This is a genomic window from bacterium (assembly GCA_020444325.1).
Classification (GTDB): domain Bacteria; phylum Bacteroidota; class Ignavibacteria; order SZUA-365; family SZUA-365; genus BM516.
On record JAHLLD010000009.1, the window covers coordinates 114,883 to 135,518 of the forward strand.

General features: G+C 55.0%; 16 protein-coding genes. 6 read left to right on the top strand and 10 right to left on the bottom strand.

What is annotated here, in order from left to right; all coding sequences use genetic code 11:
- Positions 1-72: 72 nt before the first annotated feature.
- Positions 73-1,236, bottom strand: coding sequence for a hypothetical protein (locus KQI65_12650; protein MCB2205585.1), 1,164 nt, complete (start codon positions 1,234-1,236; stop codon positions 73-75).
- Positions 1,237-1,488: 252 nt separating this feature from the next.
- Here KQI65_12650 and KQI65_12655 point away from each other — a divergent pair, with 252 nt between their 5' ends.
- Positions 1,489-3,459: a TIGR03790 family protein gene (locus tag KQI65_12655; protein ID MCB2205586.1), complete on the top strand. Its 1,971-nt coding sequence runs from the start codon at positions 1,489-1,491 to the stop codon at positions 3,457-3,459.
- Between the two features lie 27 nt (positions 3,460-3,486).
- Here KQI65_12655 and KQI65_12660 read toward each other — a convergent pair whose 3' ends face one another.
- Entirely contained in the window at positions 3,487-4,083 is a 597-nt protein-coding gene (locus tag KQI65_12660) for a DUF2179 domain-containing protein (protein ID MCB2205587.1), read from the bottom strand.
- A 155-nt stretch (positions 4,084-4,238) separates the two neighbouring features.
- Between KQI65_12660 and KQI65_12665 the strand changes: the two genes are divergently transcribed.
- The 5 genes from KQI65_12665 to KQI65_12685 all read left to right on the top strand — a co-directional run bounded on the left by KQI65_12665 (position 4,239) and on the right by KQI65_12685 (position 12,021).
- Positions 4,239-6,467 (top strand): TonB-dependent receptor, encoded by a 2,229-nt coding sequence (locus tag KQI65_12665; protein ID MCB2205588.1) that lies wholly within the window; start codon positions 4,239-4,241, stop codon positions 6,465-6,467.
- Between the two features lie 8 nt (positions 6,468-6,475).
- Positions 6,476-7,348, top strand: coding sequence for a hypothetical protein (locus tag KQI65_12670; GenBank protein MCB2205589.1), 873 nt, complete (start codon positions 6,476-6,478; stop codon positions 7,346-7,348).
- Between the two features lie 128 nt (positions 7,349-7,476).
- Positions 7,477-9,414, top strand: a complete 1,938-nt coding sequence (locus tag KQI65_12675; protein ID MCB2205590.1) for a CocE/NonD family hydrolase — start codon at positions 7,477-7,479, stop codon at positions 9,412-9,414.
- 49 nt (positions 9,415-9,463) lie between these two features.
- Positions 9,464-10,072: an antibiotic biosynthesis monooxygenase gene (locus tag KQI65_12680; GenBank protein MCB2205591.1), complete on the top strand. Its 609-nt coding sequence runs from the start codon at positions 9,464-9,466 to the stop codon at positions 10,070-10,072.
- Between the two features lie 206 nt (positions 10,073-10,278).
- A complete protein-coding gene (locus tag KQI65_12685) occupies positions 10,279-12,021 on the top strand; it encodes an amidohydrolase family protein (protein ID MCB2205592.1) in 1,743 nt (580 codons plus the stop codon).
- A gap of 13 nt (positions 12,022-12,034) precedes the next feature.
- Here the strand turns inward: KQI65_12685 and KQI65_12690 are convergent, their stop codons facing one another.
- From KQI65_12690 to KQI65_12725, 8 genes are all read right to left on the bottom strand, one after another.
- Complete coding sequence (locus KQI65_12690; GenBank protein ID MCB2205593.1) at positions 12,035-12,988, bottom strand: alpha/beta hydrolase; 954 nt, start codon at positions 12,986-12,988, stop codon at positions 12,035-12,037.
- Between the two features lie 33 nt (positions 12,989-13,021).
- A complete protein-coding gene (locus KQI65_12695) occupies positions 13,022-14,587 on the bottom strand; it encodes a hypothetical protein (protein MCB2205594.1) in 1,566 nt (521 codons plus the stop codon).
- A gap of 123 nt (positions 14,588-14,710) precedes the next feature.
- Positions 14,711-15,493: an IPT/TIG domain-containing protein gene (locus KQI65_12700; GenBank protein MCB2205595.1), complete on the bottom strand. Its 783-nt coding sequence runs from the start codon at positions 15,491-15,493 to the stop codon at positions 14,711-14,713.
- A 67-nt stretch (positions 15,494-15,560) separates the two neighbouring features.
- The gene (locus KQI65_12705; GenBank protein MCB2205596.1) at positions 15,561-15,980 is read right to left on the bottom strand and encodes a MaoC family dehydratase; all 420 of its coding nucleotides are present in this window, start codon (positions 15,978-15,980) and stop codon (positions 15,561-15,563) included.
- Positions 15,970-17,496 carry a long-chain fatty acid--CoA ligase gene (locus KQI65_12710; GenBank protein ID MCB2205597.1) on the bottom strand — a complete coding sequence of 509 codons (1,527 nt, stop codon included), beginning with the start codon at positions 17,494-17,496 and terminating at the stop codon, positions 15,970-15,972. Before KQI65_12710 ends, KQI65_12705 begins: the two co-directional genes overlap by 11 nt.
- Entirely contained in the window at positions 17,493-18,971 is a 1,479-nt protein-coding gene (locus KQI65_12715) for a sodium:solute symporter family protein (protein ID MCB2205598.1), read from the bottom strand. The genes KQI65_12710 and KQI65_12715 overlap by 4 nt, the downstream gene beginning before the upstream one ends.
- Before the next feature lie 12 nt (positions 18,972-18,983).
- Positions 18,984-20,027 (bottom strand): ketoacyl-ACP synthase III, encoded by a 1,044-nt coding sequence (locus KQI65_12720; protein MCB2205599.1) that lies wholly within the window; start codon positions 20,025-20,027, stop codon positions 18,984-18,986.
- Positions 20,005-20,499 (bottom strand): MarR family transcriptional regulator, encoded by a 495-nt coding sequence (locus KQI65_12725; protein ID MCB2205600.1) that lies wholly within the window; start codon positions 20,497-20,499, stop codon positions 20,005-20,007. Before KQI65_12725 ends, KQI65_12720 begins: the two co-directional genes overlap by 23 nt.
- Between the last annotated feature and the right edge of the window lie 137 nt (positions 20,500-20,636).

The following is a 20,636-nucleotide window of genomic DNA, read 5'->3' on the forward strand; positions in this document are numbered from 1 at the left end:
CAACAGCAATCAGTCACCGATCAACAGCAATCAGCCACCGATCAACAGCAATCAGCCACCGATCAACAGCAATCAGCCACCGATCAACAGCAATCGGCGCTGCATGCCGGCGGGGGAATGCAAGACGAGATGATAACTCCCTGCCGCAAGTCCGGAAAGCGGGATCTGCAGGCTGCGCGTCTCTGCGGTCATTCTTCCCTCCCAGATGCGGCGAACCATTCTTCCCAGCTCATCATACAGTGCAATATGCACCGATGACCCGCCTGCTGCACCGCCCAGCTGCAGCGTAAAGCTGCCATCGACATGTGCTGGTTGCGGAAATAATCCTTCGATCTCGGGAGCCTGTGCTGCTGCCATCGGATGCGCATCCAGCGGTCCATCAATCCCCAGATACGCAAGCGATCCCTCTAACAGGGCCCGGGCGGTGCGATCGAAGTCACCAGCTGCGGTGCAGTTCATATCTTCATACGTCAGGGCCATGACCGACTCGCCGTAATTGCGCCAGAACCAGCTTTCGGGATAACGGTCGGGGGTACCGCCTGTCCAGCTCACAAAATAATCATATGGCTCGATTCCCCCGGGAAACGCTGTGCGCACGGCATTGATGAACTGCTGCTGCAGCTGTGTAAAAAGTATGGAACTCCCCTCGGCGGCATGATAGACGAAATACCGTTTGCAGTCGTACGCGGAATGAAGATTCAGCGCAATCTCGATCGGCATGTCTGATTGCATCAAGCTGCGCAGCCGGTTGCGAAGCGCATTCACTTCCGCCTCGGGTGTGGACGAGCCCCAGTTGCTCTCGAGGTCAACTCCATTTGCATTTTCCCGCGGGTAACGCAGCACGACTCCATCCGGATTGACCATGGGAAGGATGTCGATAACACAATGGTCCAGCACCCGCTCCGCGAGCGGCGAATCCGACAGCAGCTCGTCTATGAGCGCGCGAAGTACTTCAGACGATTCACTCTCGATGGGATGCGTGCGAGCATGAAGCCAGATTCGGCGTTTCGGGATGTGAGATGCGGGATTCGTGATCTGCAGATGGAACAGAGGACGACGCTGCACGCTGTACCCGAGCAGCTGCGCATCCACTGACGGATGCAGGTTCCACGCCTGCACATTCGCCAGCATATCCGCAAAATCATACCCCCAGCGCTGAGCCTCACTTTTACGACCGAGCCCCTGTTCACTGGCAAAACCACACGGGTCCCGTTCCTGCGCCTGGAGTCCTAGCATCGGAAACAGGTAGGAAAGCCCCACAAATAAGAGGAAAGCAGGTATTGTTTTGTACGGATACTGATGTTTCATGTGTATTAGATTACAAAATTTTCATGATAATCAGGGATGAAAAGCGCGTCTATTTTTTGATCCACGTACAGGAATACGCTACTTTTTCTGAGACCGCTGCAGGAACAACTCATCTCTACCCTTCCGCCTGAATACCCTGTTGCGGCATTCCACTTCGCCAGCCATATTTGGAGCGTCGTTATGAAGTTGCTGCGTCTGCTTTTCCTCGTCAGCCTGCTGCCCATCACTGTTTTCGCCCAGGCCCCTGTCAACTATGACGATGTGGGACTGATAATCAACACGAACGATACGAATTCAGTTGCGATCGGTGAATATTTCATGCTCAGACGGGATATTCCACAGCGCAACGTGATCTATATCGATGCGCCGGCGACGGAAACCATCACAGGGGAGAAATTCACCGATGTGCGCGCACAGATTGAGGACTATCTTGCATCGAGCGGACTGGTCGACACACTGAATTACCTGGTGACGACGAAAGGCGTTCCCCTGCGCGTGACATACGGTGGAGACCTTTACAAACCGGATCCGCGGAATGCAGCGTTTGACGCTGAAATCATGTTGGTGCTTGGATATTTCTCGGCGCATATAGGACGTAATACGCTCATCATCCCTCCCGGCTCGATCCGCACGCAGGCCTATTTCATGAAGGACGAACACTACAACCGGAAATCCATTATCCCGGGCAGCAGTCCCGCCCAGCCGTATGACATGTTCCTCACCACCAGGCTGACGGGATTGACGAAGGAGGATGTGTTCAGCATGATTGATCGCAGCGGACCGTTTACGTTCGTGAACAAAGACAGTGCGCTGTTCGTTTTCGACCGGGATCCGATTCCCATCACGCTCGATCCGTATGACAACAATCTCGGCGAGGCGGGAACAGTCGTTGAAGGATTCGGCTGGAATGCACTGGTCAACACAGACTCCGTCTATGTAACCGAACAGCGGAATGTCATGGGCTATGCGAGCTGGGGATCCAACGACCATTTTGATCATTATTTCACCAGCCACGCCCGCCCCCAGAACACCTGGCTCCCCGGTTCACTCGCGGAAACCTATGTATCGACGTCCGCTCGTAATTTTACTCCCGGACAAACCGGGGGACAATCCCGCATCGCCGACCTCTTCGCGGAAGGCTGCACCGGGGCGAGCGGGTACGTGTTTGAGCCATATGACATCGCACTGACATGGGTGAACGTGCTGTTCAATCGCTATCTGCGCGGGTACAATCTCGCGGAGAGCTATTATATGACCAATCCGACGATTTCCTGGATGGCCACCATCGTCGGGGACCCGAAAACTTCCATCATTACGGAATATCCTCCCCTCCCCTCTCCCACCGTCAGTGGTCCGGATGTAATTTGCGAGGGCAGTAATCTCTCCCTTACCGCAGCCGATTCTGAAGAGGGCTGGATGAACTGGTTCGAGGGTGATTCGGTCTCAGTGAAAGCAGCAGGACCTCCCTTTGACGACACGCACCCGCTCTGGGTCGCAGAGGGAAGCGACTGCCTGCTGCAGGCGGGCGATGCCGGGACAAAAACCTGGACTTTCGTCAACGAAAATTTTGTCGGCAGAGGCTTTGCCGAGTTCACGGCCGAGGTGCTTCCCGGACTCCAGGCTGAGATTACGTCTTCCGCTGATACCGTCTATCTCGATACCGATCCTGAAGTGCATTTTTCCGTCTCTGCACAGGGAGTCTACTCCTGGGACTGGGATTTCGGTGACGGTGGAAATAGCAGTGATCCCTCTCCGTTGCATCGCTATACGGCAACCGGTGAATACACGGTGACGGTGGAAGTCTCGAACGGAACCTGCACTGCAACAGCACAGACCACCGTGGTCGTTCTCAACAGCACGGGCACAGAGAATTCGCGACCGCTGGCAGGTCGTATCCAGCTGCTGCAGAACTATCCGAATCCCGTCGCACCCACAACGGCAATTCCCTTTTTCCTGCCATCCCGCATGCAGGCGCGCATCACGGTCACCGATCTGCTCGGGCGTGTCGTGGCGACAGTCTTGGATGCGGAAATGGATGGCGGGCAGCACACCGTGCTGTGGGAGAGCGATGGACTGGAGCCCGGGACCTATCACTGCGTTCTTGAAGCTGACGGCCAGCGGAGCATCCGGCGCCTGCAGATTCTGCGCTGAGGCAGCTGCTACTTCCCGACGCTGCTGCTACTTCCCAACGCGCTTCATCATCCCAAAACGGGATGAACGGCGACCTACACGCTGTGTCGGGAATGTCGCCTGACTGACGGAGCGGACATCTTCGACAGTGTAGAACGCGTCATGGTCAATTTTCCGTATGACAGTGGTGATGTTTCGCACGTCCTTGCGCTTGACAACAGCGAAAACGATAACGCCCGGTCCCTTTTCCCCATGCGCTTCCACATATGTCGTTCCGTATCCCATGCTCTGAATGGCGATTACGATTTCCATGAAATTGTTCTGCGTGATGATACGCAGAATGGCGAGTCCCATCGCCAGGCGATTTTCAATCCAGATCCCGACATAATTTCCGACGGCGAATCCGCTCGCATATGCGATGTAATTGATCGGATCCGTAAGACGCTGCATGATCTGTCCCAGCGCAATAAGCCAGACGAGGATTTCAAAAAATCCCATGATGGAGGCGACGAGCTTGAGTCCGCGGGAGATCAGGATAATCCGTATGGTCTCAAGCGTCACGTCGATCACGCGCGCCAGAAAAATCAGCAGCGGAAATACAATGTATTGCAGTACCGAGTCGGACTGCAGGAAACCAAATTCCATAATTCGTGTCTAGTCAATAACCCACATGCCGTCAAAATAGAGCAATCGGCGTTATGGACCAATGTTCCGTCGTCAGAAGATCACACAATGTTTGTAAGCGTACGGTTTATCGTGTAGATTCCGGCATGATGCCTGCATCACATCATAGGGCATTCATGGGGCTGAGGATTTTTGGGCTCACGCTGTTTCTCCTCTGCACTGTTCCCCCGCTGTTCGCACAGAGCATCCTGCTCGAGGGAACGGTGAGAGACAGGAACTCGTATCGACCCATCCCCGATGTCGCAATCACCGTTACGGGGAAGAACATTGGAACGACGACGGATATCTCCGGGAGGTTCTCCCTGCGCCTTGAAGACCTCCCGCTCAATACTGATCTGATGTTCCGGCATGTCTCTTACGATGAATTGCATATCACACTCAAGGACCTTCGCGGGAAGAAGGAGGTGCTGCTCCAGCCGCGTATCATTCCCCTTCAGAGCGCAGAAATCACCGGGGAACGCCGTGAGGATCTCGCGCATCGCGAGCTGCCGCAGCGCGTGGAGACCATTGAAGCACGCGAATTTGAAATCCGCGGGTATGTGGATGCAGGGGATTTGCTCCGTACCGATCACAGCGTGCAGGTCGATGAAGAGATCAGCGGCACGAAGCGTATCTCCATCCGCGGTGGCAACACCGACGAGGTCATCATCCTCTACGACGGCATCCGCCTCAACAGCAACTACTCCAATACCTTCGATATGTCGCTGATCGATCTGGCCGACATCGAGCGCTTCGAGATCATCAAAGGAAGCAATACGGTGCTCTTCGGTTCGGAAGCTTTTTCCGGGGTGATCAACATCGTGCCGAAAGAGGATCGGGATTATTCGCTGCGGGCAACGCAGCAGATCGGCAGCTACGATTCCGGAATCTGGGGATTGCAGCTGTTCCAACGCTACGGCCATATGACCGGGAGCTACAGCGTGCGCAATGGTGGACAGAAGCGCGCCTTTTCGGACATGCCTGAGTACAAGCTGACGAACAACAGTCTGCACCACAGCGCAAATGTGGGATGGACCTTCGGCGGCAGTGATGGAACGAAGAATGAACTGCGTGCACAGTGGCGCTACTCCTCCGTTGAATATGTCAACGAACGCGATGTCGAAAACCTCGACGACCTGGATCAACTTGCCGGATTACAGTACAACGGAAGCATCGGGGGCGTTGACGACCTGACACTGGCACTCTCGTGGAATAACCTGTCGCAGGATATCACCATTCGCGATCAGGCAGTCGCGCTTGCGCGCAGTACTGCGGAAGATGCGTTCAACGTTCGCCTCGAAAAGGGGTGGGACACGGGATTGCTCGACTTGCGCTTTTCCTATCAGTTCAGTTCAGCGGACCTCGATCTGGAGGATCAACTCCTGGCGTACAACATGGAACCGGTCGGCGTCGCGGCTGCACGCCTTCAGCGGGAACGACATGGTTTCGTCGGCATTGGCAAGATGCATGGCGAAACGGGTTCGGATTTCTTCCAGACATTCAATGTGGATATGAGCCTGCGCCAGGATATCGTCACCGATGCGCGTGTCGATGCGACACTTCGCGAAGACTCCCGTCTCGATGGACTATTCGACAATCATGATTGGAGCCACACGCTTTTCAAATTCGCCGTGAACCTGCGTGGACTGAAAGAGGATTTCTTGCTGGACGTCTTTCTCACCTACGGCAATAATATCAAGTATCCGACCCTGCAGCAGCAGATTCTTACACCCGCACTCCTGTACGACAATCAGGAGTACAGCAGCCTCGACCCGGAACGCAACCGCAGCGTGGAACTCGGGGCGACACTCGCACGCGAGATATCCTCGGGCGCCGTCAGCGGCTGGGAAATTACCGGCAGCTTCTTCCAGAACAGCTACGTGAACAAGTTTCGTCCGATCGCCTCCCCGGGCATTCCCCTCATGATTTATGACAATGTGGACGACGCCCAGATTTCCGGACTGGAGGGCAGCATAGGTGTGTATTTCTTCGGGAAAAAACTGCTGGCAGAATTCGGGAATTCCCGCTATTTCATTTCCGAACAGGCGGCGTTTCCGTTCAAGAGCGACAGTAAACAGACACTGAGCCTGTCAGTCGACCATGAAGGATATTCCCTGCAGCTGTTTCACTTCAGTGAGAGCGAACAGATCGGCTTGCTCCGCAGCACCGATGGAGGATGGACGGAAGTGACCCTGCCTTCATTTTCCAACCTGGATATCCATGCCAGCAAGCATTTTCCGATCGGCAGGCTGCGCTTTTTCCTGAACGTGAGCCTGCGCAATATTCTCAATGACAGCGAAACGACACTCTCCGGTCTCGCCATTCGCGATAGAAGATACTATGTCACGGGAGGCGTGCAGTTCTGATGGAAAACATGAAAACAAGACGTGCACCCGCGCCACATCGCCTGATACTTCTCGTCCTTCTACCCATGTTTCTCGTGGCATGCACGGACAATCCCTTCGAGAGCGAAGCAGAAATCGCACCCACGCAGCGCACGATCAAAGGCAAGGTTCAGCTCAGTGACGGCAATGACAACAGCGGCGTATACCTCTGGCTGTCGGGATTCAACCTTTCGACGTATTCCGACGCGGATGGCGCGTTCAGCTTCACGCTGCCTCCGGCAGCAGTACAGGGGGGAAATGGCGGCCTGAGCGGCATCTTCACCCTGTACGCATTCCTCGGAAATTACTCGCTGCGCTCGGTTTCACTCGCCGTGCGTGATGGACTCTTCGTTTTCGACAACGATGTCGTTGACAGGGACGGCGCACTTCGACAGAACCTTTACTTGCAACAGCAGTTTTCCATCACCACGACGCTGAGCAGAACCGTCATCGAAGCAGACAGTCCGCGCGTGCTCACAGTGGTCGTCGAGCTCCAGGCCCCCGGCGCACCGACGGAAGTGTATTTTCCCCGCATGCTCGACGGGGTGGAAGGTCCCATGTTTCTGCACAACATCGATACGGACGGGGTGGAGTTGTTCTCCACGACAGTCACCGGGATTGAGCTGAGAGATTTCGTGCAAATCGGTCAGATTCCACATACACGATCGTTCATACTCAACATCCCCCAGTATAAGCTCAAAGCAGGTCGATACGAACTCATCCCCTATATTCTTCCTCACGGCGTTACCATCCCCCTGCCACTGCTTCGCAGCCTGGGAAATGAAGTATCCGGACTGAACGCCGAGTATGTCCGGTACCCATTCCGTCGCCGGGGAGGACGTCTCGACGTAATTCCAAATTGAGCGGTCCCAACCTGATACGTTCAGCGTTTCAGTGCCTTGAAAAGATTCGAACCGCCTGATAAACCTTGCCGCCACCGCGGTGTCTATGTACCAGAAGTGCATCCCCATCGAACATTCACAGAGACGCCATGCGATATAGATACATCTGGATCCTTCTCGTTATTCTCTTTTCCACAGGACAGCTTTCCGCGCAGCTCCCCTATGTCGAAACCGCTGTCACCATGCGTGACGGGAAAGAAATTGCCACGGACATCTACCATAACGGTGGAATAGCAGCAAAACCTGTGATCCTGGTGCAGACACCGTACAACAAGCGGTTGTACAGGGTGTCGCTGAATCTCCCGAAAACTGTTTTCCCCCTCGATACCAGTGCGTATCACTATGTTTTCGCGGACTGGAGAGGATTCTACGGTTCAAAAGACGCGGCGGCTGGTACGTATGATCGTGGGCTCGACGGCTATGATCTCGTTGAATGGATAGCCGCGCAGCCGTGGTGCAATGGGAAGGTCGGCACCTATGGGGGATCGGCACTGGGAATGATTCAGTTCCAGACCGCCAGCCACCATCCACCGCATCTCGTCTGCGCGATGCCGATGATTATCGATTACCGTACCGACTACAACGATTACTACTACGGCGGTGTGCTGCGGCGTGAGCATGTCGAGAGCCTGTCCGGGCTCGGTTTCGTCACCGTGGGCATCATCACCTCGCAGCCGGTGGAAAACGCGGTCTGGGATATCATCCGGGAGCAGAATGACTATCCTGACGAGATCGCCGTTCCTCTGCTCATGGTCAGCGGCTGGTACGACCACTACCCGACCGATGTGCTTCGGGCCTTTCACGATCTCAGGGAGCGCAGTGATGTGAATGTGCGCTCTCAGCACAAACTTATCATGGGACCCTGGCTGCACAGTACTGTCGATCACGAAAACCAGGGAGAAATGACGTACCCGGAGAGCGCAAACGTGGCAAAGGAAGCAGCCCTGCAATTCTTTGCCTATCACCTGCTGGGTGCGAAGAATGGATGGCCGCTGCAACCTGTGCTTCGATATTATCAGATGGGCGACAATACCTGGCAGACAGCTGACAGCTGGCCTGACGTCGCGTCAGCAGAGCAGTCGTGGTATCTGCACGACGATGGCAGCCTCACACCTGCTGCTCCTGCTGCCTCCGAACAATCACGTACTTTCAGTTACGACCCCCGCGATCCCTCTCCATCCCACGGCGGTGCCAGGTTCAACCCCTTCGACAACACCGTTGATCCCGGTCCTATCGACATCCGCACACTCGTTGAGCAGCGTGATGACGTCCTTCTCTACACCTCGGCAGAGCTCACGCAGGCTGTCCGTGTTCAGGGCGGCATGCAGGTAGATTTACACGTGCAGTCGGATCGAACAGACACCGATTTCAGCGTACGGCTCTGTGATGTGCAGCCTGACGGACGCTCCATCATCCTCACTGATGGCATCATACGTGCCCGGTTTCGCGAGGGCACGGACAAGGAGATTCTGCTCACCCCCGGTGAAACGGTGGGAGTGACGATCACGTTGCAGGAAATGGCGCACACGTTTCTCCCCGGACACCGTATTCGTCTCATAATCGGCAGTGCAGACTACCCCCGTTTCGACATCAATCTCAATGACGGCGGAGAGCTGTACACCGACGGGGATACATTGGTTGCCACGAACAGCATCATGCACGCGCTGTCCACTCCTTCACGTCTGCTGCTCGAAACCGCCTCCCCCGTCTCCTCTGCATCGGGTATCGCGCAACCCACGGAGCTCCGCATCAAAGCCATCGCCCCGCAGCCGTGGACAGGCAATTCGCCTCTCACCATTGTGTGTTCAGGACGCGAGTTGCTGTCCGGCGGGGAAGTTCGCATATACGATCTGCTCGGACGCGTGCGGCAGCGCATCGCCGTCCCTCCTTCCAATGGCAACGTGACGCTTCAATGGAATGGATTGAATGCCGATGGCACCCCCGCGTCTGCAGGGATATATCTGCTGCAGCTGCATACCAGATCCTCATCCCGTTCCCGGCAAATTCTGAGGCTTTCAGCACACTGACAGCCGAAACACATGGAATTTTCCCAGTAGACTGGATGTTGTATTGCGTATGAAAAACGCGCAAGCCGTCTCCGAAATAGATCATCACGATCCGCTGATAGCGAATCCTCCTGAAAACACCGAAGGTCCTTTCACCACCGTTGTACGTCGTACCGTGCGCAAGGGGAAAGAGGAAGACTTCGAATCCTGGCTGAAGGGCATCATGAACGATGCTCTCGGTTTCGAGGGACATCTCGGAACCGGCATCATCCGTCCATCGAAAAAATCACGGCCGGAATACATCATTGTGTTCCGCTTCGATACCTACGAGCATCTCATGGCGTGGGAAACGTCCGACGTGCGACGCCAGTGGGTGCAGCGCGTGCAATCGCTTATCACCGGGGAAACCAAGGTGCAGCGCCATACCGGGCTCGAATACTGGTTTACCGTTCCGGATCATCCCGGCAGTGCACCGCCCCCACGCATCAAAATGGCTTTCGTCACCTGGCTGGCCCTCTTCCCGCTCGTCCTCATCGTCCCCCCCCTCCTCCTGAATATTGTCGGTGCCTTGCCGAACTGGGGCCAGGTCATGATCATTGCTGCCGTCATGGTTCTGCTCATGACATATGTCGTCATGCCACAGATGACCCGGCTGTTCTCCCGATGGCTGTATAAGTAGTGCCATTGCATCCCGCTCCACGCGAAGGTGCGGAATGCTGGCACCCCATCGTTCCCGGGGACGTAGGCGTCTCTGACTCCTTCATAGGCGTATGAGTTCGGCTATGTCCTCTTGCATTCGACGCCGCGGCGCGAGTGCACGTACTGGTGAAACAATAGTGTATTATGGCTATGTTCAGATATCCCTTCACAGAGTACGGAAGATACATGCGTCTTGTCACCGTCACGATATTTCTTCTTGCCTTTTCCACCTCAACTGCATCCAGTCAGACATCCAATACCGCGCGTGAGGTGGTTGCCATCACGAATGTGCGGGTTGTGCATACGCATGAAAAACGGGTCGTGGAAGATGCGACGGTGCTGCTGCGGGAGGGTAAAATCGCATGGGTGGGAAAGGCGGAGGAAGCGCAGCTTCCGGGTGAGGGCAAGGTTATAGATGGGACGGGAAAATACCTGATACCGGGGCTTGTTGATGGACATATCCACTTTTTTCAGTCCGGCGGACTGTACACACGACCTGACGCCCTTGATCTCCGCTCCAGGGTACCTTACGACGAGGAGCTCGATTCCATACGTGCGAATTTCAGGGATGTGTTTCGCCGCTACCTGCGGTGTGGAATAACAACTGTGGCTGATGCAGGCGGTCCGATGTGGAATTTCGATGTGCGAGCTCTCGCACGAAGCATGCGCGTTGCACCCAGGGTTTTTCTGACAGGACCGCTGATTGCATCCTATCAACCGGACGCCCTGACCACGGATGATCCGCCAATCATCAAGGTCACTTCCCCCGAAGAGGCGCGTGCGCTGGTTCGCAGGGAAGTAGAAAAGCAACCGGATTTCATCAAAGTCTGGTACGTTGTATCGGAAAAGCTCGGCCTCGATGTCGAACAGTTTCGACCCACCTGCGAGGCCATCGTTGACGAAAGCCGGAAGGCTGGACTTCCCGTCTGGGCGCATGCAACGCAGCTGGAAACTGCACGCGCGGCGGTTGAAGCAGGGGCGGATGTCCTGGTACACGATATCACCGACGAAGAAGTCGACAAACAGTTCCTGGAACTGGCACGCGAGCGCGGGGTCATTCTCGTACCAACGCTATGGGTGTTTCAATCATATGCACTGGTGTTCGCCGGACAGTTTACGCCGACGAAGGAGGAACTCGCCTTTGCGGATCCACGCGTTCTCGGAAGCCTGTTCGACATTCGTGGGCTTGATGAATCAGCGCTGCCAGAACGAGCGAAAGCGCTGCAGGGGAAAAGCGGGCTGGACATTCCAAATCCGGTCGCTCTTGCGAACGTCCATGCGCTGCATGACGGCGGTGTGCGCATCGCTGCGGGCACGGATGCCGGCAACATTGGCGTTTTACACGGCCCTTCCCTTTTCCGTGAACTCGAGTTGATGCACGAAGCAGGAATGGATGCGCATGACGTTCTGATCTCCGCAACATTGCAGGGCGCTGCACTGGTCGGCCGTGAGCAGCAGCAGGGGTCCATCCAGGCAGGCAAGGCTGCGGATCTTGTCCTTCTCAACAGCAATCCCCTCGACAACCTGGAGAACTGCGCGGACATCTCGCTGGTGTTCAAAGATGGATATGTGTTCGACCCGGACACCCTCCTTCCGCGTACTCCCGTGCATCTGGCACAGATGCAGCTCAACGCGTATAACGCGCGTAACCTGGACGCCTTCCTTGAGCCGTACGCAGAGGATGTGGAAGTCTATACCTTTCCATCCACTCTGCAGTACACCGGCAAGCAGCATATGCGCGAACTGTACGGAGAGTTTTTCAGTGAAGCGGAAGCATTGCACTGCCGGCTGGTGGGACGCATCAGCTATCAGAATACCGTCATCGATCGCGAATATGTCACAGGTATTCCGGGGAGGGATAACATTGAAGCCGTCGCCATTTACGAGATGGCGGACGGCTTCATTCAGAAAGTCTGGTTCATCCAGTAGTGCAAGAGGTGTGCTACCGCATGTTGTTGATGATCAGGCGATTGATCACTTCGGGTTTATCGATCTGAAGCATGTGACCTGCATGTGAGACCATTTCCAACCTCGCATCTGGCATTCGTGCAACGCCGTCGCGAAACACATCAGCCGTATATCCCCCGTGGAGATATGGATTGGGGATGAGATTATCATTCTCGCCTCCAACGACCAGGATCGGAACGGTAAGCTTTTCAAGATCCTTCCACACCGGTTCGTCAATCATTGCAGCAACGCAACGTGACACCGCATAAGCGAAGCGCTCGAACTCCGGCACCTTCGCCATACGGACCCGTTCCTCTACCATCCACTCAAGCTCATCGCGCCAGCAGGAGAAGTTCGACGCCAGGTTCGCCCGAATTGCTGCTTCATCCGTTGCCATGACAAACTCAGGAGTCACCGCTCCCTTCATCCAGCGTCCCTCACCGTCCTTGAATCTCTCGATGCCAGCCGGTGAGAGCAGGATGAGGCGCTTCACATGCGAACTGCCATCGAGTACCATTGTCATTGCGATCTGTCCGCCCATCGAATGTCCAACCACTGTCGCCTTTCCCACATTCAGATGCTTGAGCAGCGCGTCGAGTGTCTCGGCGTAGTACTTCATGCCGTACGGTGTACTGAAGGACTTCCCGCTTTTCCCGTAGCCTGGCAAGTCAACAGCGATGACACGAAAGCCAGCGGCCGTCAGATCGGCGACGTTGTACCGCCAGAAACCAGCGTTGCTCGCGAGACCATGGACGAGAAGAAGGACCTCACCTTCACCGCCGCTGTCATGCCAGGCAATGACGGAACCATTCACCGTGGCCGATTGCATTGAAAATGAGTAATCGATGTCCTCAAAAGGAAGTGGCGCGGCATCGTAGTAAAACCGTGCGGAGGAACAACCGGCAATCATGGGAAGAATCAGGATAAGTGACAGATAAAGACGTGTCATAATGCAAACCGTTTGCTGTGTTCGTCCACTCAGTTAAAACATCATCCATGCTATGGTGGCAAAGACGATCCATGGGTCGTTTGGCCGCTGTTCGCTGTTACGGACAAAGGGACTGTCGTAAAAATCTCCCGGCACCATGTATGCCATGTGTAGCCCCATGGTGAGGAAAACGGCGTACTGGTATTTGAACTCTGCGTTGACCTCGTATCCCATGAAATTGCCGCCGAGATCGGGAGCTTCGTTTGCGAGCGCTGCCGCTGCTCCGAGTTTCATTGAGAACTTGTGCGGGATGAGATCATTGAAATAGTTGAGAAAGAATGCGGACGTTCCGTATCCGAGGTTTGAGATGTCGTGCACAGCCGAATAGTAACGGTTGATCACCTGGGCATCAGGGAAAAGCAGAAAGGCGCGATGCGAGCTGTAGATCCCAACCGGGGACCCCCAGTAGTTGCCTGTCACAACGCCGCTGTAGTGATTGTCGGCCGTGTTGTCGGCATCGCCTGTCGTGTACAGTCCTTCCACACTGATCCTGTCATCCAGTGTCTGGCCATATTTATACGCCAGCGACGCATGGGCCGTCACTCCGAAAATATCCACTTCCTGTGGAGTGCTCCCGTCTTCCGGAAGCGTGGTGATATTTCCGAGATTTGCCATCACGAGCCCGCTGGCCCACAACCGTCCCCCGGTGAATTCTCTGTTCCACGCAGTGTTTGCGCCCAGCCAGAACACATCCGCTTTGTATTTTGGATCCTGCAGCTGCAATCGTGCGGCACCGTTATAGTTGGCAAGTGATGAGTTAAACCCCTGCCCAAGAATGGATACACCACCGCTCCCTGCACCGCGGTCACGCAGATACCAGGCACTACCACCGAGTTCCCACAGAGGGTTCACGCGCGTTTCCGCATCAGCCATCCAGAGGGTTACATCGTCATCGATCTGAATCTGGTTTTCATACAGCTGATAGTATGCCAGTCTGCCCTGTGTCACGGGGGAAAGCTTCATGAAGCTGCTGATACCGACGCCCTGCGTGCCCCAGAACATGAGACGGTTTCCACTGGTCTGATTTGTCCACAGCGTGTTCACGTTTGCATCGCGCACATTGTCGAAAAGCCGCTGCAAACCGATAATGACATTGAAATCATCTGCCGGTCGCAGTTCGAGGTTTGCCATGAGTGTCTGAATATTCACCGTACCGCCGCTGATTGCGCCACCGGTGTTGTTCCCGACGCCATAGTTCGTGTCGCCCCAGGTCATGTCAACTTTGAACAGGCTGCGAAACACTGCGGCGCCGTCGACGATCTCGGGACGATAGACAAACAGCGGTACAAAGCGCGATGCACCGAACACAGCAGTCTGGGGGAAAGTCGTCGTGGAATTGGCACCGAACAGTCTCCCGATGATCTGCGCGCGCAGCAGTTCGTTTGTTGGCGCGATATTCGTCGTCGCAAATCGGTTGAAAAGGTACCCGATGAACTGGAGTTCGGCGGGAGGTTCTCCCGGGACACCATCTTCGCGCGCATCGTCAACCGGATAATCCGGCATCTGGGCGAGCGCCGGGGCGGAGAAGCACAGGGTCAGGACAATAATCAGCGTTCGCATGGAAGCCCTCTGTAATAATCGGGAATACTCTGAGCACGGATATGCACATTCTGCATAATCATCGGCGATGAAATATGCAGAATGTGCATATTCCCGGTTTCTTTACGTACTGGTCACAGCGACTTACTGCACCTTGACGTACTTCTGTACGTTTGCCGTTCCGAGTAGCCCGCCTGCACTGCTGCCGAAGCCACCTTCCGGTGTCGGCTTCGTGACGCCAATCGAGGGCTCGGTCTGCACGACCTCGTATTGCATGGTGACATCCTGCTGTCCGACGCCGACTTCATAGATACCCTCGGCGGTGATACTCGTAGGCTGTCCCTGCTCGGCCGTGATCATCCGAATATTGTCATTGGGAGCTGCGGCTCCTCCTTCGACGGCGGTATACACACCGGTGAGCGTCGTGCTGACACCCATCGAATCCGTCTGCACGACGATGTAGGATCCGTCAGCCTTGAACGTCGCGACAATCTTCCGTACGAGGAAAGGATCGCCATAGAGCAGCGGTGCGACATGGTCCTCTCCTTCCGAAATCCACTCTCCCACGATGGGATCGACGACCGTAAACTGCAGCGTCTTTTTGTTCCCTGTCATGCGCTGAATGACGATGTTGACAGTACCGATCGGCAGCTCCGCAGGAACGCGAAGCAGGATTTCTGCGTCCGTGACGCTTTCTGCTGTAATATCGATACCACCAAATGTGATGTTCAGATCTCCGACTTCGGTACCAAAGTTTGAACCTTTGACGCGGACATACGAACCGATGGGACCCGAAATGGGAACGAGGTTACTGATCGAAATGGTGTAATCGTCGGGTGTAACGCCGTTGTTGTCGTCGTCATCGGAACACGCCACGAATACCATCATGGCCGCAACAAGGAAAAACGGGAGTAGACGAAATTTCATTACAGTGCTCCTGAATATGAGTGAGTGAAGTTGATCTAATCTACATGTGTAATAAGATGAAGGCAACTCATTCTACTGGCGGCATGAGGGTGGATTCCCCTTCTGCCACAACGCTGCCGTCCTGCTTGACGCAACGCGTGGAAAACCGTACGCGATTTTTCACTGCGTCAATCTCTGCCACTTCCACTTCCGCGGTCACGGTATCTCCGAGGAAGACGGGTTTGCGAAAACGCAGGCTTTGCGAGAGGTACACGGCGCCGGGACCCGGCAGTTTCATCCCGAACACCGTCGAAATGAGTCCGGCACAGATAACCCCATGTGCCACTCGGGCACCGAACATGCTCTTCGCAGCGGCTTCAGCATCGATATGGACGGGGTTGAAATCCCCTGTGATGCCAGCGAATGCGTAGACATCGTGTTCGCTGATTGTCTTCGAGAAGCTGGCCGTCATGCCGACCCGCAGTTCATCTGTGCGTTTACCTTTCATCATGCATCTGTCTGAGCTGTTTCTTGAGGATTTTACCACTATCGCTGACAGGCAGCGCTTCCAGGAAGGCTACATGCTGCGGGATCTTATATTTCGCAAGCTTGCCATGGCAGTATGCCAGAATATCGTCCTCCGAGAGCGCAGCGCCTTCACGCAGGACAACCCACGCCTTGCCGACTTCCCCCCAGCGCTCATCGGGCACGCCGGTCACTGCGACGGCTTCGATGTCGGGATGCTGCCGAAGAAAGTGTTCGATCTCCGCGGGATAAACATTTTCCGCTCCACTGATGAACATGTCTTTCTTCCGGTCAACGACGTAAAAATATCCTTCTGCATCCCTGCGAACGAGGTCCCCCGTGCGCAGCCACCCCTCATGCAGGGCAGCCGCCGTTGCGTCAGGATTGTTCCAGTACCCCGGTGTACACACCGGACCGCGCAGCAGCAGTTCCCCGATTTCATCGTCGGCGCAGTCATTTCCCTTCTCATCCACCACGCGCGTATCGATATAGAAGTTCGGGAAACCGATGGAACCGATTTTCCGTTCTGCATCCGTTTCATTGAGCGAGAACACGTTCGGACCGAATTCCGTGAGGCCATACCCCTGGCGAATTGGGACGCCCTTTTCCTGCCAGGTGCGGATCAGTGCGACTGGCATGGGCTCTCCCCCGACAATGGCGTAGCGCACGCTGTCGAGCTTCACGGCATCGAAGTTTTCGGCATGGGCCATCATATCCATCATCGTCGGCACACCAAACAGAATACTTATCCTGGCGGTATCACAGAGGGTAAGAATATGCGCGGGGTCGAATTTCTTGAGCAGAATAACATGCGCACCCCGATGCAGAAATGGCGTGGTCAGCACGTTCCAGCCCCCGGTATGGAAAAAGGGAGCGAACGTCAGGGTGCGGTCGGCCTGCACGATATTCAAGCGCATACTGGTGTTGATGGAATTCCAGAACAGCATTCCATGTGTGATGATGGCGCCCTTGGGCACACCAGTCGTGCCGCTGGTATAGAGGATCATGCATGGACTGTCGAAATCGGTTTTCTGTTCGATGTGCTCAACTGGAATGGACTCGTTGAACATGCGCGTGATAATGCTGTCATTCCCATCGAAACGCACTCTGGAAATATGCTGCACATCCGCATCGAGCGTATCTACTGTTTCAGAAAAACGTTCCTGCCATATCAGCAGCGATGGATCTGCGTCCCTGAGCTGCTGCGATACCTCGCGTGCAGCAAGGCGGAAATTGACCGGTACCAGAATGGCCGAACATTTCTGCAACGCGAAAAACACAAAAATGTATTCGATTTCATTGGCGGCCAGGACAGCAACACGCTCCCCCTCCCCGATCTTATACTCGTCCCTGAAAATACCCGCCAGTCTGTTGATAATGGTATTCGCTTCACCATACGAAAAGCTTCTGCCCGAAGCTTCATCGGTCAGTGCGAGGCTATGCGGTGTATACAGAGCCCAGCGCTGAAACCAGTCGGTACGCGGGGATACGCCGATCATGCTGTCTCCTCCTGCACAGATTTCTGCAACAGCAATCCAGCGAACATTACCAGGAGACTCGCAAGCAGGGCCACCGCGGCTGTCACGCCGGGATTATTGTGGTACACGGTAATTTTCCCGTAATACATGCCGAAGTGCACAAGGAGCGCCGTCAGTGACGAGGCGAAGACAAGTCCTTTTCCTGCGCGTTCAAAAAATACACCACAGAGTATTGGAACGAATGCGGCGGAGAAAAGTCCATAGACCCCATTCTGCGCAAACATCGCAACAGATAGCGAGGGATGCTGTATCTGATCCCACGACAGCAGCAGTGTTACGGGTGCGAGTAGAACGAGGAAAATCTTCGCGGCGCGAAGCGAACGCTTTTCCCAGCTGTCCTGCGCGGTAATCCTGGCAGGCAGAACGCCGCGAAGAAAATCGTTTGCGAAAATACTGGAGAGCGCAACGAGAATACCTTCCAGTGTCGAGAAGCCTGCAGCAAGGATACCGAGTCCGATAAACGCACGCATTACCGGAGGGAACTCGTGTACGATATATGTCGCCATGACAATATCCGGCTTCAGCTCATCGCCGCCGAGAGCGAGTCGTGCAAACAATCCTGTGAGCAGCACGGCGAAAAAGAGCGTCGCCACAACGAGCGCCGTGACGAGATAGCGATTGACATCCTTCTCCGTCCTGAGATACAGTGCTTTCGAAATGATATGCGGCTGCAGAATGATTGCAATGCCGATAATGAAATTGGCAACAAAGGTTTCAAACCAGTCGCGGAACAGCAGGCTGTCCGGATTCACGGGGGAGGCGAAATGTGGTCCGACACTGGCGAGCCGTTCAGCGAAACCGCTGAAGCCGCCTGAGAAATATTCAAGACCGGACGCCAGAAAGATAATGGCCACAAGGATCATGATCACCGCCTGCACGCTGTTCGTCAGGATATGCGCACTGGCACCTCCGAGCAGGATATAAGCAAAGGTAAAGCCAACGATAATCAGCAGCGCGGCCGTTGTACTGATACCAAGCGTGCTGTGCAGGACGAAAGACAATCCCACAACGATGAGAACGAGAAAAGTAATCTGCAGAAGGGAAAGTACCGCGAAATACACCTTGAGCAGCGGTGCACCGAAGCGGTCCCCGATCCACTGCGGGACGGTAATCACACTGCTGCGGTCACCGATACTTCGGAATTTCTTGCTGAATACAACCAGGCCGATTCCGATGCCCAGCGGCGTCGCAACGGCGTACCCGAGAATCCCTGACCAACCATAGAGGTACATGAGCCCGGGATTGATCACGAATGTCGCCGCACTCGTCATGTTGGCAGCGAGCGAGAGTCCGACGAGATAGGGACTCACCGTTCTCGTGCCCACCGAGAAACTCGCCATCGAACGGGCACGCGAACGGCTCCACAGCGCGATACCCGACACGGTCGCGGCGTAAAGCACGAATGCAATCCAGGCATATATGGAGCCATCAGCCATGGCGATCATTCCTCATGTGTCATAATGCCATTCAAGGAGCATCGCCGCCATGGAGATGCCGCCGCCCGAGCCCATGAGTACCACGAGATCACCTTCGTGCAGCACATGAGCGTCGGCCGCATCGGCAATGGCCATCGGAATGCAGGCGCTCCCGGTGTACGCGTAGCGGTCCATGATATTGTGTGCCCGCGCATGCGGAACACCGAGGATATCCAGGGTTTCGTTGATGCTGTTAATGTTGATCTGTGTAAAGAAGAAATGCGCGATGTCTTCAACGCTGCGATCAGCGCGGGCAAGGACGTCATGGATGAGACGCGGCCAGTGTCGCGGATTGGTTTCAGGAGGAATTTTCTTCGCGAAACGCAGCAACGTATCCCGCGCATCCACCGCCTCATGCGTCGCGGGCTTGAACGTGCCTCCGGAGTATATGCCCATGTAATCATGGTAGCTGCCGTCGGCATATAAGGTCGATGCGAGTATTCCATGTCCGTCATCATCCGCGGTGACGACCACAGCTCCCGCACCGTCCGCGAAAAGGGATGCGATCTTGTAATCGTCGAAGTCGAGATACTTGCTCATGCCATAGGCGCCAGCGACGAGGATGTGACGATAGCGGGTGTCGGACTGCAGGTACTTCCACGCAATGTCCATCGCGGTGACGAAGCCGGCACAGGCGGTATTGACATCGAACACACCGGCATTGATCGCTCCGAGCTTATGCTGGCACACTGCGGCCGTACTGGGAGAAATATAATCCGGTGTATCCGTCGCGATGATGATCAGGTCGAGATCTGTTTCCGCTACACCTGCTTCCTCAAGCGCCTGCCGGGCCGCCGGTACGATCAGATCAGACGTTGCCTGTTCCGCAGACATGTAGTAGCGCTGATGGATGTTTCGATTTTCACGCAAAAAATTATCGATACCTTCACCGTGCCGACGGTCAAATACCGAATTTGGAACCGGTTCTCCCGGTGCGTGAAAGCCTGTACCATGAATAAATGCCGTCCTGCTCAAAATGCTCCTTCTCCTTCGTTCACTGTGATTTCTCTTCCTCATGGCGACGCTGTTCTCCCTGCCAGTGCGCGCTGAAATCGCTGTAGAAGCTCTCCATCAGTGTGTAGAACGCGTGCATGCGGCGAAGATTGTCGCGCATTCCTTCAAGGTCGACTGAATCCGCACTCCGCTCCAGAAATTGCTCAGCGATCTGCCTGTTCTTCTGTACTACGAGCATGTTTCGCAGGTGATTCTGATGGAATACTTCCGAATCGACAGCCCAGTATGCGCGGCGGTTCTCGCGACCCGGCATTTTTCGTACCAGCCCTTTCTCAGCCAGCTGACGAACGGATTCCGAAATCGGTCCCTTACTCCTGCCGAGTGCAGTGCAGATGTCATCGAGAGAAAGTGTTTCCGCACGTGCGATAAGTAACCCGAGAATGAGCCCATCAAGACGTTTCCATCCGTACGTAGCGTAGAGGTTTCCGAACGCCTCAATAAACTCGCGTTGAATGGACTCTGCCTGCTTCTCCATGAGGATTTGCTGTGTTTGGAATTTATCAAATGTTTAGAACATAATACGTTTGCGAATGAAGAGATGCAAGTACCGCGGAAATTGGAAATACATGGAAGAGGTGCTAGCTTGCAGGATGGATTTTTCTGCACACAATG

What these genes read in the sequence shown, in the direction of transcription:
- KQI65_12725 (MCB2205600.1), bottom strand. Translation starts at nt 20,499, where the DNA reads ATGGAGAAGCAGGCAGAGTCCATTCAACGCGAGTTTATTGAGGCGTTC.
- KQI65_12660 (MCB2205587.1), bottom strand. Translation starts at nt 4,083, where the DNA reads ATGGAATTTGGTTTCCTGCAGTCCGACTCGGTACTGCAATACATTGTA.
- KQI65_12715 (MCB2205598.1), bottom strand. Translation starts at nt 18,971, where the DNA reads ATGGCTGATGGCTCCATATATGCCTGGATTGCATTCGTGCTTTACGCC.
- KQI65_12675 (MCB2205590.1), top strand. Translation starts at nt 7,477, where the DNA reads ATGCGATATAGATACATCTGGATCCTTCTCGTTATTCTCTTTTCCACA.
- KQI65_12690 (MCB2205593.1), bottom strand. Translation starts at nt 12,988, where the DNA reads ATGACACGTCTTTATCTGTCACTTATCCTGATTCTTCCCATGATTGCC.
- KQI65_12680 (MCB2205591.1), top strand. Translation starts at nt 9,464, where the DNA reads ATGAAAAACGCGCAAGCCGTCTCCGAAATAGATCATCACGATCCGCTG.
- KQI65_12655 (MCB2205586.1), top strand. Translation starts at nt 1,489, where the DNA reads ATGAAGTTGCTGCGTCTGCTTTTCCTCGTCAGCCTGCTGCCCATCACT.
- KQI65_12720 (MCB2205599.1), bottom strand. Translation starts at nt 20,027, where the DNA reads ATGAGGAAGAGAAATCACAGTGAACGAAGGAGAAGGAGCATTTTGAGC.
- KQI65_12695 (MCB2205594.1), bottom strand. Translation starts at nt 14,587, where the DNA reads ATGCGAACGCTGATTATTGTCCTGACCCTGTGCTTCTCCGCCCCGGCG.
- KQI65_12705 (MCB2205596.1), bottom strand. Translation starts at nt 15,980, where the DNA reads ATGAAAGGTAAACGCACAGATGAACTGCGGGTCGGCATGACGGCCAGC.
- KQI65_12665 (MCB2205588.1), top strand. Translation starts at nt 4,239, where the DNA reads ATGGGGCTGAGGATTTTTGGGCTCACGCTGTTTCTCCTCTGCACTGTT.
- KQI65_12700 (MCB2205595.1), bottom strand. Translation starts at nt 15,493, where the DNA reads ATGAAATTTCGTCTACTCCCGTTTTTCCTTGTTGCGGCCATGATGGTA.
- KQI65_12650 (MCB2205585.1), bottom strand. Translation starts at nt 1,236, where the DNA reads ATGCTAGGACTCCAGGCGCAGGAACGGGACCCGTGTGGTTTTGCCAGT.
- KQI65_12670 (MCB2205589.1), top strand. Translation starts at nt 6,476, where the DNA reads ATGAAAACAAGACGTGCACCCGCGCCACATCGCCTGATACTTCTCGTC.
- KQI65_12710 (MCB2205597.1), bottom strand. Translation starts at nt 17,496, where the DNA reads ATGATCGGCGTATCCCCGCGTACCGACTGGTTTCAGCGCTGGGCTCTG.
- KQI65_12685 (MCB2205592.1), top strand. Translation starts at nt 10,279, where the DNA reads ATGCGTCTTGTCACCGTCACGATATTTCTTCTTGCCTTTTCCACCTCA.